General features: G+C 52.5%; 4 protein-coding genes. 2 read left to right on the forward strand and 2 right to left on the reverse strand.

All coding sequences use genetic code 11. The features are described 5' to 3' along the window. Positions 1–33: 33 nt before the first annotated feature. Positions 34–12621: a BapA/Bap/LapF family large adhesin gene (locus LVQ79_RS21210; RefSeq protein WP_232866669.1), complete on the reverse strand. Its 12588-nt coding sequence runs from the start codon at positions 12619–12621 to the stop codon at positions 34–36. Positions 12622–13413: 792 nt separating this feature from the next. Then, positions 13414–13896, reverse strand: a complete 483-nt coding sequence (gene smpB, locus LVQ79_RS21215; RefSeq protein WP_064513222.1) for an SsrA-binding protein SmpB — start codon at positions 13894–13896, stop codon at positions 13414–13416. A 154-nt stretch (positions 13897–14050) separates the two neighbouring features. Between smpB and LVQ79_RS21220 the strand changes: the two genes are divergently transcribed. Both LVQ79_RS21220 and LVQ79_RS21225 read left to right on the forward strand, forming a co-directional pair. Then, entirely contained in the window at positions 14051–14488 is a 438-nt protein-coding gene (locus LVQ79_RS21220; RefSeq protein WP_034457334.1) for a type II toxin-antitoxin system RatA family toxin, read from the forward strand. Further along, positions 14478–14768 carry an RnfH family protein gene (locus tag LVQ79_RS21225; protein ID WP_232866670.1) on the forward strand — a complete coding sequence of 97 codons (291 nt, stop codon included), beginning with the start codon at positions 14478–14480 and terminating at the stop codon, positions 14766–14768. Before LVQ79_RS21220 ends, LVQ79_RS21225 begins: the two co-directional genes overlap by 11 nt. Positions 14769–14917: the final 149 nt, after the last annotated feature.

Consider the following 14917-nt stretch of genomic DNA (forward strand, 5'->3'; position numbering starts at 1 on the left):
CGGGCGTCTTTGCGCCCGGGTTATTCCTGGCTATCAGGTAATAATGTGGTTCTGCTGCACCAGCTCATCGAGCGTGACGTGTGTGCTCTCCAGTGTGACCAGTTGGGTTGGGCTGTGCGTTGCACCTGTACCGTCGCGGTCGATAGAGATAACCGTGCTGGTACCGTTGTAATTGACGCTCAGATAGTTAGCGATGTTGGATGTTGCCGGGTTCCAGCCGGTAAGCAGGTCGTGGATATTGATTTTGTCGCCATCCGCCATATGGAAGTCCTTCCAGGTATCAGCACCATTGCCACCCGTCGAATTTGCGCTGTTTAGCAGGTGATAAACCAGCGTGTCGCCATAGGCCGAGCCGGTTATCACATCGCTTTGCGCGGTGCTGACAAACTGCGGGTTCATGTTGATGGTTAACGTGGCGCTGTCGGAATGGCCGTTCTGGTCATTCAGGGTGTAGGTGAACGTTTCTTTGGTCGTTATCGACGCCGGGTTAATCCCGTTGTTAAGCGTGTAGGTATACGCTCCGTCGATGCCGATTTGCAGCGTGCCGTAATGCCCCTGAATCGTGGCGGTGGCGCTGCTGTTGGTCAGTGGGTTAAGCGTAGTGGTCGTGCCGTTGAAGCCAGTAATACTGAGCAACGTGTGAACGGTACCCAACTGGTCAATCGCACCGGAAGAGTCTGTGCCATCGTACAAATTGCCGTGGACGGTACTGACGCCCTGCGTTAGATAATTATCCAGATCAATGGTGGTACCGGTGACGGTTGGGGTTATGGTGACCTGGCCTGCCGCCAGTGCCCCCATACTCCCGGTGTAGTTCAGCGTATAGGTGCCAGCCTGCAGATCCAGCCCGGCCAGGTTAATGTCTGCCACGCCGCCTAATAACAGACCGCCACTGAATGTGCCGCTTCTTATCACGGTTCCTGCGCTGTTGGTGATATTCCAGTCAACATTTAAACCGCCCAGTGACAACACCGATTGCACGGTAAAGTGCAAAGCGGGGTTGTGCAGAACATCGTTGGTGCCGACGACGAAAGTCCCTGAGCCACTACCGGATGATGAAGCCAGCAGTTTTGCCTGCCACGACGCTGAACCCACCGTGGTATCGGAGTAGCTGGCGGTGGTTTGTGCGGTGTTGATGAGCATCGCCGTGCTGATATCGTCAATCGCATTAACCGGCGTCGGCGTCGCCGTGACGTTCAGCGATGCGGTGTCGGTGTCGCCATTTGGTGCGGTGACCGTGTAGACAAAACTGTCCGGTGTTTTGATGCTGTCAGCGCCGACACCCGCATTCAGTTTGTAGGTGTAGTTGCCGTTGGCATCAATGGTCAGTACTCCATATTCGCCATTGATTGTTGTCGTTCCTGTTGCGGCAATGGAAACGCCGTTCACCTGGGTGATATGGCTACCCACGGGGGAAATATCATCCTGCATGACGTTACCGTTCGTCGTGGCGCTTAGGCTTTCCACAGCATACGTATGATCTTGCAGGATATTCAGCGTATAGCCCGTCAGCACCGACACGCCACTGGCGTTATTGAGCAGGAACAGATATTCACCGCCCGGTAGCGTTAACGTTAATTGCCCCGATGTACCGCCCAGCAGCGGGGCAGTAAGCCAGGTTTTTTGTACCTGGTACTGTTCAAACTGCTGGGTGACGTCGTTGAATTTGTAGATATACAAATCGAAGGTAGACAGTAAGGCCACCCCGCCAACACTGGCCTGTAACGTCATGGTGCGCGTGGAGCCATCATCGACATCAAAGATAATCGGGTTAGCCATATTGGCCAGCACGTCCGCGTTCAGCACATTCCCCAGCCCAACAGAAACCACCGAGAAGCCACTTTGCTGCGATGCGCCGTGGTTTACCGCTTCCACATCGGTGCTGTAGGTCAGTGCCGCGGTGTTATCCGTTGCCGTTACGCTGCTGGCTGGCGCGCCATTACCGAGTGTGACCACCAACTGAGCGGTGTCGCTGATACCGTTTTGGGTGATGGTGTAGTTGAAGTTTTCGGTGTGCCCGAGTACTGCCGCCGTGGTGTTATTCAACGTGTAGGTGTAACTGCCGTTCTGGTTGATATGCAGAGTACCGTACAACCCATTGATATCAGCACCACTCGCACCAACAGCCAATACTTGCCCCTGTGCGTTAGTGACCGATGTGACAACCGTGCCTGCCGGGGCGGTATCCTGCCCACCGCTCGGGTCTATATCGGTTATGACATTCCCCTGATGCGATGTTTCACCCGTCACAACACCCGGGCCAACTTGCTCAACGGCGACGTCGAGACTGGTTAGTGAACCGGTCGCCAGCAGATTAGTGTTGTAACTCAGCACGCGATAAGTGCCTTCAGGCAGGTTATCGATTTTGAACGTAATGCCGCTGGCCCCAATGGTTAACAGGTTGGCAAATTGTGCCTGCGATGAGTCGTAAATAGTGGTCCATGTACCGGTGCCGGAATCGAACCGTTGAACGGCCACTTCCAGCGAGTTGAGCAGCGTCAGCACTATGCCGGTTGCGGCAGCTTCAATCGTGATATTCCCGGTTCCTGCGCCAACGTTAAACTGGACCTGCGCCGTGTCACTGCCGAGCACCTGTACTGAGTTGCCCAGCGCACCGACTAACAGAACGCCATAGTCGTTGTAATGGACCGGTGGCGAGACAGTCGCAGTGCTGCTCAGTGCCAAATCGATAACGTTGTCATTGGCGGCCAGTGGCAGATCCGGCGCGGTCGCCGTAATGACCGGCGATACGTTGCCTGCTGCATCCGTGGCTTTGATGGAAAGAATTTCACCGTCAATCTGGCGCGTGGTGAGCGGAGCCGTCCAGGCACCGCTGCCGTTGGTGGTCGCCGTGATGGTGGTGACGCCGTCTGCCAGAGTGACAGTGACGGTGCTGTTGGGTTCGGCGGTGCCGCTTATCGTATTGCCATCGACACTGACGGTCGCGGTTGGTGCCAGCGGTGCGATGGTGTCAACTATGACGGTGACCTGGGCGGACGGGCTACCGGTGCCGTTAACGTTGGTCGCGGTGGCCGTGAAGTTGTGTGAACCTTCGGTCAGTGCAGATGGGATATAGCTCCAGGTCCCGTTCGTCGCAACGGTGCTGCCCATCAATACGCCATTGTTATAGATGTTTACGGTTGCACCGACATCCGCCGTGCCGTTGAGCGTCGGCGTGGCATCGTTGGTACTTTGCCCGTTAGCCACGGTTCCGGTCACAGGGGCGAAGTCATCCATCACACTTGTAATGACAGGCACACCCGGTAATGCGGTATTTGGCGCAGTAAATCCTGCAGAAGTACCAACGTTACCTGCGACATCCTGAGCGAATGCAAGCAGGGCCTGTGAGTTGGTTTGCGCAGGCGTAATTGCCACGCTGAAGCTACCCGTACCGTCAGCTGTTGCTGTTCCGAGGACGATTCCGCCGCTGGTGGTAATGGTCACCGTGCTACCCGCTTCAGCAGTCCCTGTTACGGTGGTGCCTGTCGCGTTAACGGCTAATCCAGTTGGTGCACCCGGCGCTGTGGTATCAACCACAATCGATGACGACTGCGAAAGGGCGCTGGTGTTGCCCGCAAGGTCAGTTGCGGTAACGGTAAATGAGTGGCTTCCTTCGGACAGTGGCTGCGTTGGGGTATAAGCCCACGCGCCGGTGCCGCTGGCGGTGACGTTGGTAACAAATACACCTTTGTCATAAATAGCGACGGTCGATCCGGCTTCAGCCGTACCGTTAAGTGTTGGCCGACTGTCATTGGTTGCCTGGTTGTTGGCGAGAGGGTTGTTAAATACCCCTGCTGCTACATCATCAACAATCGAAGTGATAACTGGTGTCGTTGGCGGGGTGGTATCGACCGTTATCGCAAACCCTGCTGATGCGGTACTGACGTTACCTGCAGCGTCCGTGGCGGTGATGGTGAACGTATGTAAGCCCGCGGCAAGCGGTGTGGTCGGCGTAAACGTCCAGTTACCGCCAGCAGGAACCGTTACAGTGCCAATCGGTGTGCCACCATCGAGGATGGTAATGGTTGTGCCCACTTCACCCGTGCCGCTGATCGTTGGGCGCGCATCGTTAGTGACTTGTCCGTTCGTGAGGTTGGCGTTAAACACGCCGCCTGCCACATCGTCATACACGGTTGACAACGCAGGCGTTACCGGTGTGCTGGTATCGATAGTCAGCGTAAAGCTGCCAGAGACTGCCCCGATGTTACCCGCTGCATCAGTGGATGTTGCCGTAAAGACATGTTCTCCATCGAGCCGGGCTGGTGGTGTATAGCTCCAGGTGCCCGTCGGGCTGGCAGTAACTGTGGCGAGAAACACGCCATTGTCGGAAATACTCACTATCGAGTTGGCTTCTGCCGTCCCGCTCAGCAACGGCGTGTTGTCGTTGGTCGACTGCCCATTGACCAGTGCGCCGGTGACCGGGCCGACATCATCAAACGCCTGAATAACAATCGGTGCCGTTGGTGCAGCCGTATCGACGACGATATTGAAAGTATTAGACAGTGAGCTGACGTTGCCCGCGCTATCTGTTGCGGTCACGGTAAATGCGTGGTTGCCGTTAGTCAGTGGTGAACCCACTGGTGGCGTAAAGTTCCATGTGCCGTCTGTGGCGCTGGCGTTAACAGTGCCGATTATGCTGCCGTTGTCGTAAATGGTAATAGTGGTACCCGCTTCCGCTGTTCCGCTGATCAGTGGCAGGGTGTCATCAGTGGATTGGTCGTTGGTTAAATCACCTTTTTCAGTACCCACATCGTCTGCAATATTGGTAATAGCAGGAGTACCCGGTGCGGCCAAATCAACCACTACGTTAAAGATGGCAGATGGCGCGCTGACGTTACCTGCCGGATCGGTGGCGGTAACGGTCAGATTATGTGAGCCGCTACTTAACGCTGTTGGTGGGGTAAAGCTCCAGGTGCCGCCAGAGCCAACAGTTGCAGTGCCAAGCGGAGTAGGGTTACTGCCATCGTAAATTTTGATGGTGGCACCGACTTCTCCCGAACCGGTGATAGCAGGGCGCGTCTCGTTGGTCGGCTGGCCACTGGTGATCGGCCCAATATTTGGCGCGGTGTTGTCGGTAACCGCAACAATTAATGGTGCGGTTGGGGCTACGGAATCTACAACGACCGTGAAGACCGAAGATGGGTTACTGATATTTCCTGCCGCGTCAGTGGCGGTGACGGTCAGGTTATGGCTGCCCTGGCCGAGTGCGTGCCCACTGTCTGGTGTGAATGACCAGTCACCGGTTGGACTTGCGGTGGTCGTGCCGAGGACGGTAGTGCCATCTTTGATCGTGATTATCGCGTTCGCTTCACTGGTGCCGCTGATGGCAGGCTGTGTATCTTTGGTGAGTTGACCGTTGGTCAGAGGGTTGTCGACACCTACTTGAGTCTGATCATCTACAACCAAAGTAATGGCAGGCACCACCGGAGCTGCCGTATCAATGACGGCATTATAGGTGGTTGCCGGGCTGACGTTGCCCGCTGCGTCGGTGGTGGTGAGCGTGAGCGGGTGGCTGCCATCAGTTAGCGCTGGGTTCGGGGTGAAGTTCCAGTTACCTGTGCTATCAACCAGGGCAGTACCGATAACCTTACCGTTTTCACTAATGGTGATAGTGGAATTCGGCTCGGCTGTTCCGGTAAAGGTTGGCGTGTTGTCATTGGTCGGTACGCCAGAAATGACTGGCGCAGGTGTTCCTACGTTGTCAGTGACACTGCTGATCACAGGCGCTGTTGTGAGCGTATCAACGTTTACCGAGAAACCAGCAGAAGGTGCACTGGCATTACCGGCCGCATCAGTTGAAGTGACGGTTATCGGATGCAAGCCCTGGCCCAAATCGGTTGTCGGCGTGAAGGTCCATGTCCCCCCACTGCCAACTACGGCGGTGCCGATCGACGTGCCATTATCAAGGATCGTGATAGTTGAACCAACCTCACCGGTGCCTGTGATCGTTGGGCGAGGATCGTTGGTGGCCTGGCCGCTGTTAACGGTTCCAGTAATTGGGGCTACATCGTCGGTGACGGTAGTGATAACCGGAATCGTCGGTGCGGCTGTATCTACGATGACGGTAAAGGCAGGCGACAGGTTGCTGGTTTGAGCCCCAAAGGTCTGGCTGACGGCAAAGGTATGCGAGCCTTGGGCCAGCGCTGCTGGGATCTGGTAGCTCCATGCGCCTAAAGGATCGGCGATCACGGTGGCAACTTCTGTTCCATCAACAAAGATATGAACAGTTGCGAGAGATGCAGCGTTTGAGCCACTCAGTGTCGGCGTGGTGTCATCGGTTGTTTTTCCGTTGGCGATATCTCCGCTAACGGTACCTACGTCATCCACAACATGGTCAATGGTTGGTGGTTGAAGGGTGAGTGAGAGAGTTGCATTAAAGTTTGCTGATGGGCTTTGGTTTCCTGCAACATCCTGCGCTATAGCGACCAGCGCGGTGCCTGGTAACTGGGCGGGCGACAGAGTGATAGCCCATTTTCCATCGGCATCAGCGATGCCACGGCCCAGTTCCGTTGTACTGTTCCTGATGATGACAGTACTGCCAGCTTCGGCAGTACCGCTGACAACTGTGCCATCAGGGACTAAAACAGTTGGAGCCAATGGCGCAACAGTATCAATGTGTAAAAGAATGGGGTTCGTTGATGCCACCGTATTCCCGACAGCATCGGTAGCACTAAAGGTAAACGTATGATCGCTTACGCCTGTCGGGAGTGCTGTCGTTGGCGTGATGGTCCAGGTGCCGTCTGTACCCACAATTGCGGTGCCAATTGCCGTGGTTCCACCGTTGTCGTAAATAGAAACGGTACTGCCAGCAGTGCCTGTACCTTTGAATGTCGGAGTCGTATCGTCGGTATAGCTGCCATTCACCAATGGCGTTTGAATCGTACCGACATTATCAACAACTTCTATCACAACCGGGGCGGTGAGCGGCGTGGTGTAGACCGTCAACGTAAAGTCTGCGGAAGAAAGGCTGATGTTACCTGCAGCATCGGTTGCCGTTGCAGTAATTTTCTGCTGACCGTCCTGAAGCGTTGTTGTTGTAATCGTCCATGTTCCGCCAGATACCGTTGTGGTCCCGATAACTGTGCTGCCGCTATACAACGTAATGGTATCGCCATCTACACCAGTGCCATGGAATGTCGGCGTGTTGTCGTCTGTCACTCCTCCGGTTGACAGCGAAGCCTGGACTGGGCCGACGTTATCGTCAGCAGAGTCAATGGTTGGGGCGGCGGATGCGGTGGTATCCAGGGTGAAAGCAACCGAGCCAGACGGCAGGCTTTTGTTACCCGCAGCATCAGATTCGATAACGCTAATTGAATGGTTTTGCCCGGAGATAGGCGTTTGCGGCGTAAAGCTCCAGGAACCATCCGCCCTGACAGTCGTCGTGCCAATGTCTGAGCCATTATCGCGAATGGTGATGGTATCGCCCACACTCCCTGTTCCTGAGATGGTTGGTGTGGTGTCGTTGGTGCTGCCACCATTACTGATATTGCCCAGAACGGGGGCCTGGTCGTCAGTGACCACCGGGATGCCCGGAGTGGCTGGCACTGTTGAGTCAACTGTCAGTGTGAAGCCAGCTGAAGGCAGACCGACGTTGCCCGCAGGATCGGTCGCAACGGCGGTCAGGCTATGTGAGGTTTCGCTCAACGCTGGTGAAGGTGTAAATGTCCATGTGCCGCCAGCAGGAACAGTCACCGTACCAATCGGCGTGGTACCACCGTTATCATAAATATTGATTGTTGCCCCTGGTTCGCCACTACCGGTGAGCGTCGGGGTTCCGTTTTGCGTGCTGCCCCCGTTGACCAGTGGCGCTGACTGATTAGCAACTTCACCTTGAGCGCTGATAATTAATGGCGCGCCAGGCGCAGTTGTATCCACAGTCAGGTTATAAGAGGCGGCAGGACTTGCATTGCCTGCAGCATCGGTGGCGATAGCATTAAGCGTATGTGGCCCTTCGCTCAATGGCTGCGTCGGAGTGATGCTCCATTTCCCATCGGTTCCTATCGTCACGCTGCCGACAGGAGTCGTGCCATCGTACAGAGTGATAGTCGAACCCACATCCCCGGTGCCGCTCACTTGTGGGCGGGTGTCATCGGTTGCGTTATCTTGGGCCAGCTCCCCTTTGACCGTGCCAATATTATCCTGAACTGAATTAATGACAGGGGTAGCGGGTGGGGTAATGTCCACGTTAATGGTAAACCCGGCTGAAGGGCTCGTGACATTACCTGCAGCATCTTCAGCAACGACGGTAAATGTATGGCTACCAACAGGTAACAATGTTGGGGTGTAACTCCATGTTCCTGACGAATCGACAGTCAGCGTGATGAGCGGTTGTGTGCCATCTAAAAGAGTGAGGATTGAACCGGGTTCACCGGTACCAGTGATCGTCGGAGTTTGATCGTTTGTCGAACCATTATTCAGGACCGGGCCGGTAATTGTTCCTGCATCATCGTTGACCAATGTAATAGTTGGTGCCTGCGGCGCGATAGTGTCGACAACCACGTTGAACGAGGCTGCAGGACTTGTGTTATTTCCAGCATCAGTTGCAGTAACTGTCAGGTTGTGTGAACCCTGGGAAAGTACAGTTGTGGGGATAAAACTCCACACGCCCCCGGCACCTGCGGTTGTGCTACCCCACAATAAGCCGTTGTCATAGATCTTCACGGTCGTGCCTTCTTCGGCTGTGCCCTGAAGTTCTGGTTTGCTGTCATTGGTTGTTTGGCCGCTGGTGAGATCACCCGTGTGATTGGCAAAATCATCAATAACGTGTGTGATAACCGGTACTAATGGTGCTGTTGTGTCCGGGGCATCAATAGGTGCTTTAGGTCCGAGGTTGCCCGCGTTATCTGTTGCTGAAACGCCGAGTATTTCGCCATTGGTTTGTGGTGGGGTAATCGATACGGTAAACGTGCCATCGCCTCCCGCAGTACCACTTCCCAATTCAACGTTGTTAGCATTGGTAACCTTAACGGTGCTGCCTGGCTCGGCACTCCCGGTGACGACTGTCCCTTCTTCATTTACATGTAAATTTGTTGGGGCATCAGGTGCAGTGTGGTCTTGTGCCACGACGGTAGCACTTGGGCTGGTGTTATGAGCGGTATCAGTTGCAGTAACCAGCAGCGGTTGGCCGTTGAGTTGCGCAGGCATGAGCGGGGTAACGTCAAAGTCACCGTTGACATCAGCCGTGCCCGTACACAATACCACGCCTTTACTGTCTTTGACGGTGACCGTGCTGCCAGGTTCAGCATTACCTGTGACATGTTCGCCATCGGCTGAAACCAATAAATTGGTTGGTGCGAGTGGAGCGGTGTGATCTTCTGCAACGACCGTGGCATTAGGGCTTTGATTTCCAGCAGTGTCAGTTGCGGTAGCGCCGAGTGTTTCCCCGTTAAGCTGTGGCGGATCGATGGTAACGCTAAATTTACCATCATTGCCGGCTGTAGCACTACCAATAGGGTCACCGTTACTGTCAGTTATGGTGACAGTACTGCCAGCTTCTGCGCTACCGGTGACGACAGTGCCATCGGCCGAGACATCCATACCATTTGGCGCTAGTGGCGCCAGGGTATCAACGACAACGGTAAACGCAGAGGATACGCCACTGGTACCGCTGCTATTTGTCGCGGTTAAAGTAAAGACGTGTTGGCCGTCGAGTATTGCTGGTGGTGTGTAATTCCAGTGGCCAGTTCCGTCAACCGTCGCGGTTCCAGATAAAATACCGTTGTCATAGATTGTTACGGTACTTCCTATTTCCGCCAACCCGCTTAGCGTCGGGGTTTTATCATCGGTTGATTGCCCGTTGCTTAGCGTGCCGGCTATTGTTCCGGCATCGTCGGTAACGGTGTCCAACTCAGGCACAGTTGGGAATTGAGAGTTAGAGGCAGTAAAAGGCGTATCAGGTCCGGCGTTACCTGCTGCGTCCTGAATATGGGCGCTCAGTGATTCACCGTGTGTCTGCGCAGGAGAGATATTGACAGTAAATGTACCGTCGGTGCCGACTAGTGCCGTACCCAGCAACGTATTACTTGCGTCAAAAATGGCGATTGTGCTGCCCGATTCGGCATGCCCGGTCACCGTTGTTCCGTTCTGGCTAACGCTATCGATAACCGCGGCTGTTGGTGGTGTGAGGTCAACCGTAAACGTTGGGCCGGTGACGAGCGGGCTTTTATTGCCCGCAGCATCGCTTTGCTGCACTGTCAGTACATGCTCGCTCTCCGTCAGTGGCGTACCTGGTATGAAACTCCATTTGCCATCATTACCAACCGAAACCTGGCCAATTTGTACTCCTTTGTCGAAGATCGTAATGGTGTCGCCCGATTCCCCCGTACCGGTAAGCATTGGGCGGGTATCATTGGTCACGCCATTATTGGCGATAGGTCCCGTAATTGTGCCTACGTCATCCAATAGCTCGGTAATAATCGGGATGCTCGGCGCAGTGTGATCGGGTGCCGTGACGGAGCTTTGCCCACTACTGTTGCCTGCAGGGTCGGTAGCCGTCGCTTCCAGTGTTTCACCGTTGACTTGCGGTGGGGTGATGGTGACATTAAATTTGCCATCAGCGCCGGTTGTAGCACTGCCAATTGGAGCACCATTACTATCGGTTATGGTGACAGTACTGCCTGCTTCGGCACTACCAGTGACATGCGAGCCGTCGTCTGAAACAACCAGATCTGTTGGGGCTGTGGGGGCTGCTGTATCAATTGCAACGGTGAAACCAGACGAGGTTCCGCTGGTGCCACTGCTGTTGGTTGCGGTTAAAGTAAAGACGTGTTGGCCATCAGGCAACGCAGCTGGGGTGAATGCCCAGTGCCCCGTACCGTCAGCCGTCGTGCTTCCGATCGCTACACCTTTGTCATAGATGGTCACTTTTGTTCCAGCTTCAGCCGTTCCGCTTAGCGTCGGGGTTTTATCGTCTGTAGCCTGGCCGTTTGTTAGGTTGCCGGTAATTGTTCCTGCATCGTCAGCAACGGTAACCAGTACTGGCACGGTTGGAAAATGGGAGTTAGATGCATCAAAGTTGGTATCTGGCCCGACATTACCAGCGCGATCATGAATGTTTGCCGTGAGTGTTTCACCGTGCGTCTGAGCAGGGGTGAGGGTAATAGTAAAGCTGCCATTGGCACCCACTACTGAGGTTCCAAGCACAACGTTATTGGCACCTGTAATCGTAACTGTTGTTCCTGGCTCGGCAGTTCCTGTCACTTTGGTGCCATCCTCGCTCACATTCGTGATTTTGGCAGCATCAGGAGGGGTGTGGTCGACGATAAATGTCGGACTGGTCGTTGTTTTACTAACGTTACCTGCAGGATCGGTTTGAATCAGAGTGACGGTGTGATTGCCGTCGGCGAGCGGTTTAGTTGGGGTGAAGCTCCATTTTCCATCACTGTCAACCGTGATCTGAGCGATCTGAACGCCGTTATCAAAGATGGTGACTTTGTCACCTGCCTCGCCGGTGCCGTGGATTATTGGAGCTGTTTCATCGGTATATGTACCGCTAACGATAGATCCTTTGATACTACCGACATCATCTTGTAGCTGATCAACGTCGGGAGACTCGGGTGCTACGGTATCGATAGTTATCGTGTAACTTGGCGAGTGAGTACTTTCACCCTTGGCATTGGTTGCCGTAACACTAAATGAGTGAGAGCCATCAGATAGCGCGGTGGTTGGGGTGTAGCTCCAGTTGCCGCTAGCATCAACGACTGCGGTGCCAATTTCTTTGTCGCCATCATAAATATGAACGGTAGTCCAAGCCTTCCCAGTGCCCTGAAGCGTTGGGGTATTATCGTTAGTAGATTGAGTTTTCGGGACGTTGCTTAGTACTGGTGCGACGTCATCCACCACATTGGTGAGTGTAGGTGCATCCGGTAATGGAATATTAGGTGCAATGACCGTGGCATCAGGGCCTGTGTTCCCAGAGGGATCGGTAGCATGAGCCGTCAGATCTTCACCGCTGATCTGCGGGTTTTTTAGCGGGATAGTGAAAGTGCCATCGCTGCCAGCGGTGCCTTTTCCGATAATTTGACCACTGGGATCTGTAATTGTCACCGTGCTGCCGGGTTCAGCTTTGCCGGTGATCGTTTTACCGTCTGCTGAAACATTTAAATTTGTTGGTGCAGCAGGGGGCGTGGTATCAGTCGACGGCGGTGGAGGTGGATTCGGTCCCCCTGTTTCACCGTCGTTATCCGAATCACCGCCACCACCACCACCACCTGCGGCCAGAGCAATACCCCCAGCAATGGCTACACCACCTAAAACCCACGGCCAAATAGCGGCACCACCATGGTTTTCTGCACCCGTGGCAACCATGAGATCATCAATACTATTGATATGCTCGAAGTGAAAAGCCGAATCTGTATCCTGTACCCACCACAAGGCACCATGGCTGTCTTCAAGCACCAGTTGGTTGCCACCTTGATCGGCGTAAGCATAGAAATTTTTAACGGTAATGACTTCACCGTCACGAAGAGTGATAACCATATCCTGGTTAGTTCGAGCGATGCTGGCAATATCAGAGCGTTCGGCTTTAAGTTCGACAATAGAAGGAGCTGTTAGCGTAATTTCAGAGGCTTCAACATTGTTCGTTACGCCAGTAAGTTTTGAGATGATTGATATTGAACGCATTGTTATCACTCCATTCGGTGTGAACAGGGGTAGACTTTAGAAATGCTTAATCTTGCAAATGATTTCCCCGAGACAAATTGTTATAGCAATCTCACGCATTTATAAAATTTAAGGCGAACGAATCCGTACGTCAGAATATTGACGGCTAACATTATTGATATGTGGTTGCTTTCTACCGGGCTATCACTTTATTTAAATGTAAAATTCATACTTTTGTATCATTTCCATTCGGGGATAATGAAGATATAGACAGGAAAACATGAAAGCGCAAATTAAGGGACCCTGGGTAAATATTTTAGAGTTGGTTAATAAGGTTTTTTTCTAACGAGTCGTCAATGATCCATGAATTTTTGTTATAACTAAAAATAGGTTATTTCGTGGGTTATTTGGTTGATTTTAAAGTTATTTATTTATGTTTGTAAGGTGTGAATGGCCATTTGTTAATGTCCCATTATCTATAATATCATTTCCATTGTATTGGTGTGGTTATTTGTGTGCGGGTAATTAATTGTTTTTTTGTTGAAGTAAAGGATGTTCTTGGGAATCGGTTTTTTTTATAATTTATATATAAAACTGAAAGGGAAAATATGAAAAATATACTGAGGTTTTTCTGAGTAGCACATTTCTAATAAGACCGAGAAATCTATTTTTAAAAAATGATTGCTTACCGGAACTAATTTTTTCGTAGAAGATGTATTTCAGATGAATTATTAATGAAGCATTAGCAAGTGTTAACAGTACTGGCCCTGTGCTGCAAGGACCAGTAAAGATTTCTGAGAGTTAGAGACGTGATTATCGACCAGCGTGTTTCATAATGCGCGCTTTATCCACCGCCCATTCTTTGTCTTTCAGGTCATTACGCTTGTCGTGTTGTTTTTTGCCTTTTGCGACGCCGATTTTTACTTTACACCAGGCGTTTTTCCAGTACATCGACAGCGCTACAACGGTATAACCATCTCGGTTAATACGGCCGTAAAGATTATCCAGCTCACGTTGGTTAAGCAGGAGTTTACGGGTACGCGTAGGGTCACAGACCACATGGCTTGATGCCACGTTTAATGGGGTAAAGTTTGCGCCAAACAGGAATGCTTCGCCATCGACCAAAATGACGTAGCTGTCACCGATGTTGGCTTTCCCTGCACGTAGCGATTTTACTTCCCAGCCTTGTAGCACGAGGCCCGCTTCAAACTCATCTTCGATAAAGTATTCATGGCGGGCGCGTTTGTTTTGCGCAATGGTGGCTGAACCTGGTTTGAATGCTTTTTTCTTTGTCATAGTGCTGCTCAGTATAAGTAATCCAGGAGTTCAAATACACCCCGCTTCGCTGCGAGGATGAAGGCATATCTTAGCACGGCTCTAGCCTAAGAGTTTTTCTTTGCGTGATGATAAATGTTATTATTTGCCCGTTTTGTGACTCTCAGGAAATGCTATGCCTCAGATTACCCGTACTGCGCTAGTGCCTTACAGCGCGGAGCAGATGTATCAATTAGTGAACGATGTGAAATCTTACCCAGATTTTTTACCAGGTTGCACAGGCAGCCGGGTGATTGACGCGTCGCATGATCAGATGACGGCGGCGGTAGATGTTTCTAAGGCAGGTATCAGCAAGACCTTCACTACGCGCAATACGCTTACAAGCAATCAAAGCATTCTGATGCATCTTGTCGATGGTCCATTTAAGTCATTGATGGGGGGGTGGAAGTTTACGCCGCTGAGCGCTGAAGCATGCCGTATCGAGTTCCAGCTTGATTTTGAATTTACTAACAAACTGATCGAGCTGGCGTTTGGCCGTATCTTCAAGGAACTTGCGGGGAATATGGTTCAGGCGTTTACCGTTCGCGCCAAAGAGGTCTACAGTGTCGCCTGAAATTAAGGTCGAAGTCGTTTACGCGCTACCGGAAAAGCAATACTTGCTCAAGGTGCGACTGGCACAAGGCAGCACTGTTGAGCAGGCAATTGCCGAGTCGGGAATTCTCGAACTGCGCACGGATATCGATTTGGCAAAGAACAAAGTAGGAGTTTTTAGCCATCCGGTAAAACTCACCGATACGGTTAATGATGGTGACAGGGTGGAAATTTATCGACCTCTGATCGCCGATCCGAAAGAACTCAGACGCCAGAGAGCTGAAAAGGCTGCTCAGAAGTAGCCAAAAAAAAGGTGCCGATTGGCTAATGCTGATCGTTTAAGGATCAGTTGACCGATCCGGTGGCTCGTGTAAAAAGGGTTCATGCACAACATGGACCCTTTTTAAATGGAACTTTCACAAGCTCTCGGTATTATCAATCTCACTGCCCC

It is taken from the genome of Buttiauxella cochleicola (assembly GCF_021282405.1).
In the GTDB taxonomy this organism is placed as follows: Bacteria; Pseudomonadota; Gammaproteobacteria; order Enterobacterales; family Enterobacteriaceae; genus Buttiauxella; species Buttiauxella massiliensis.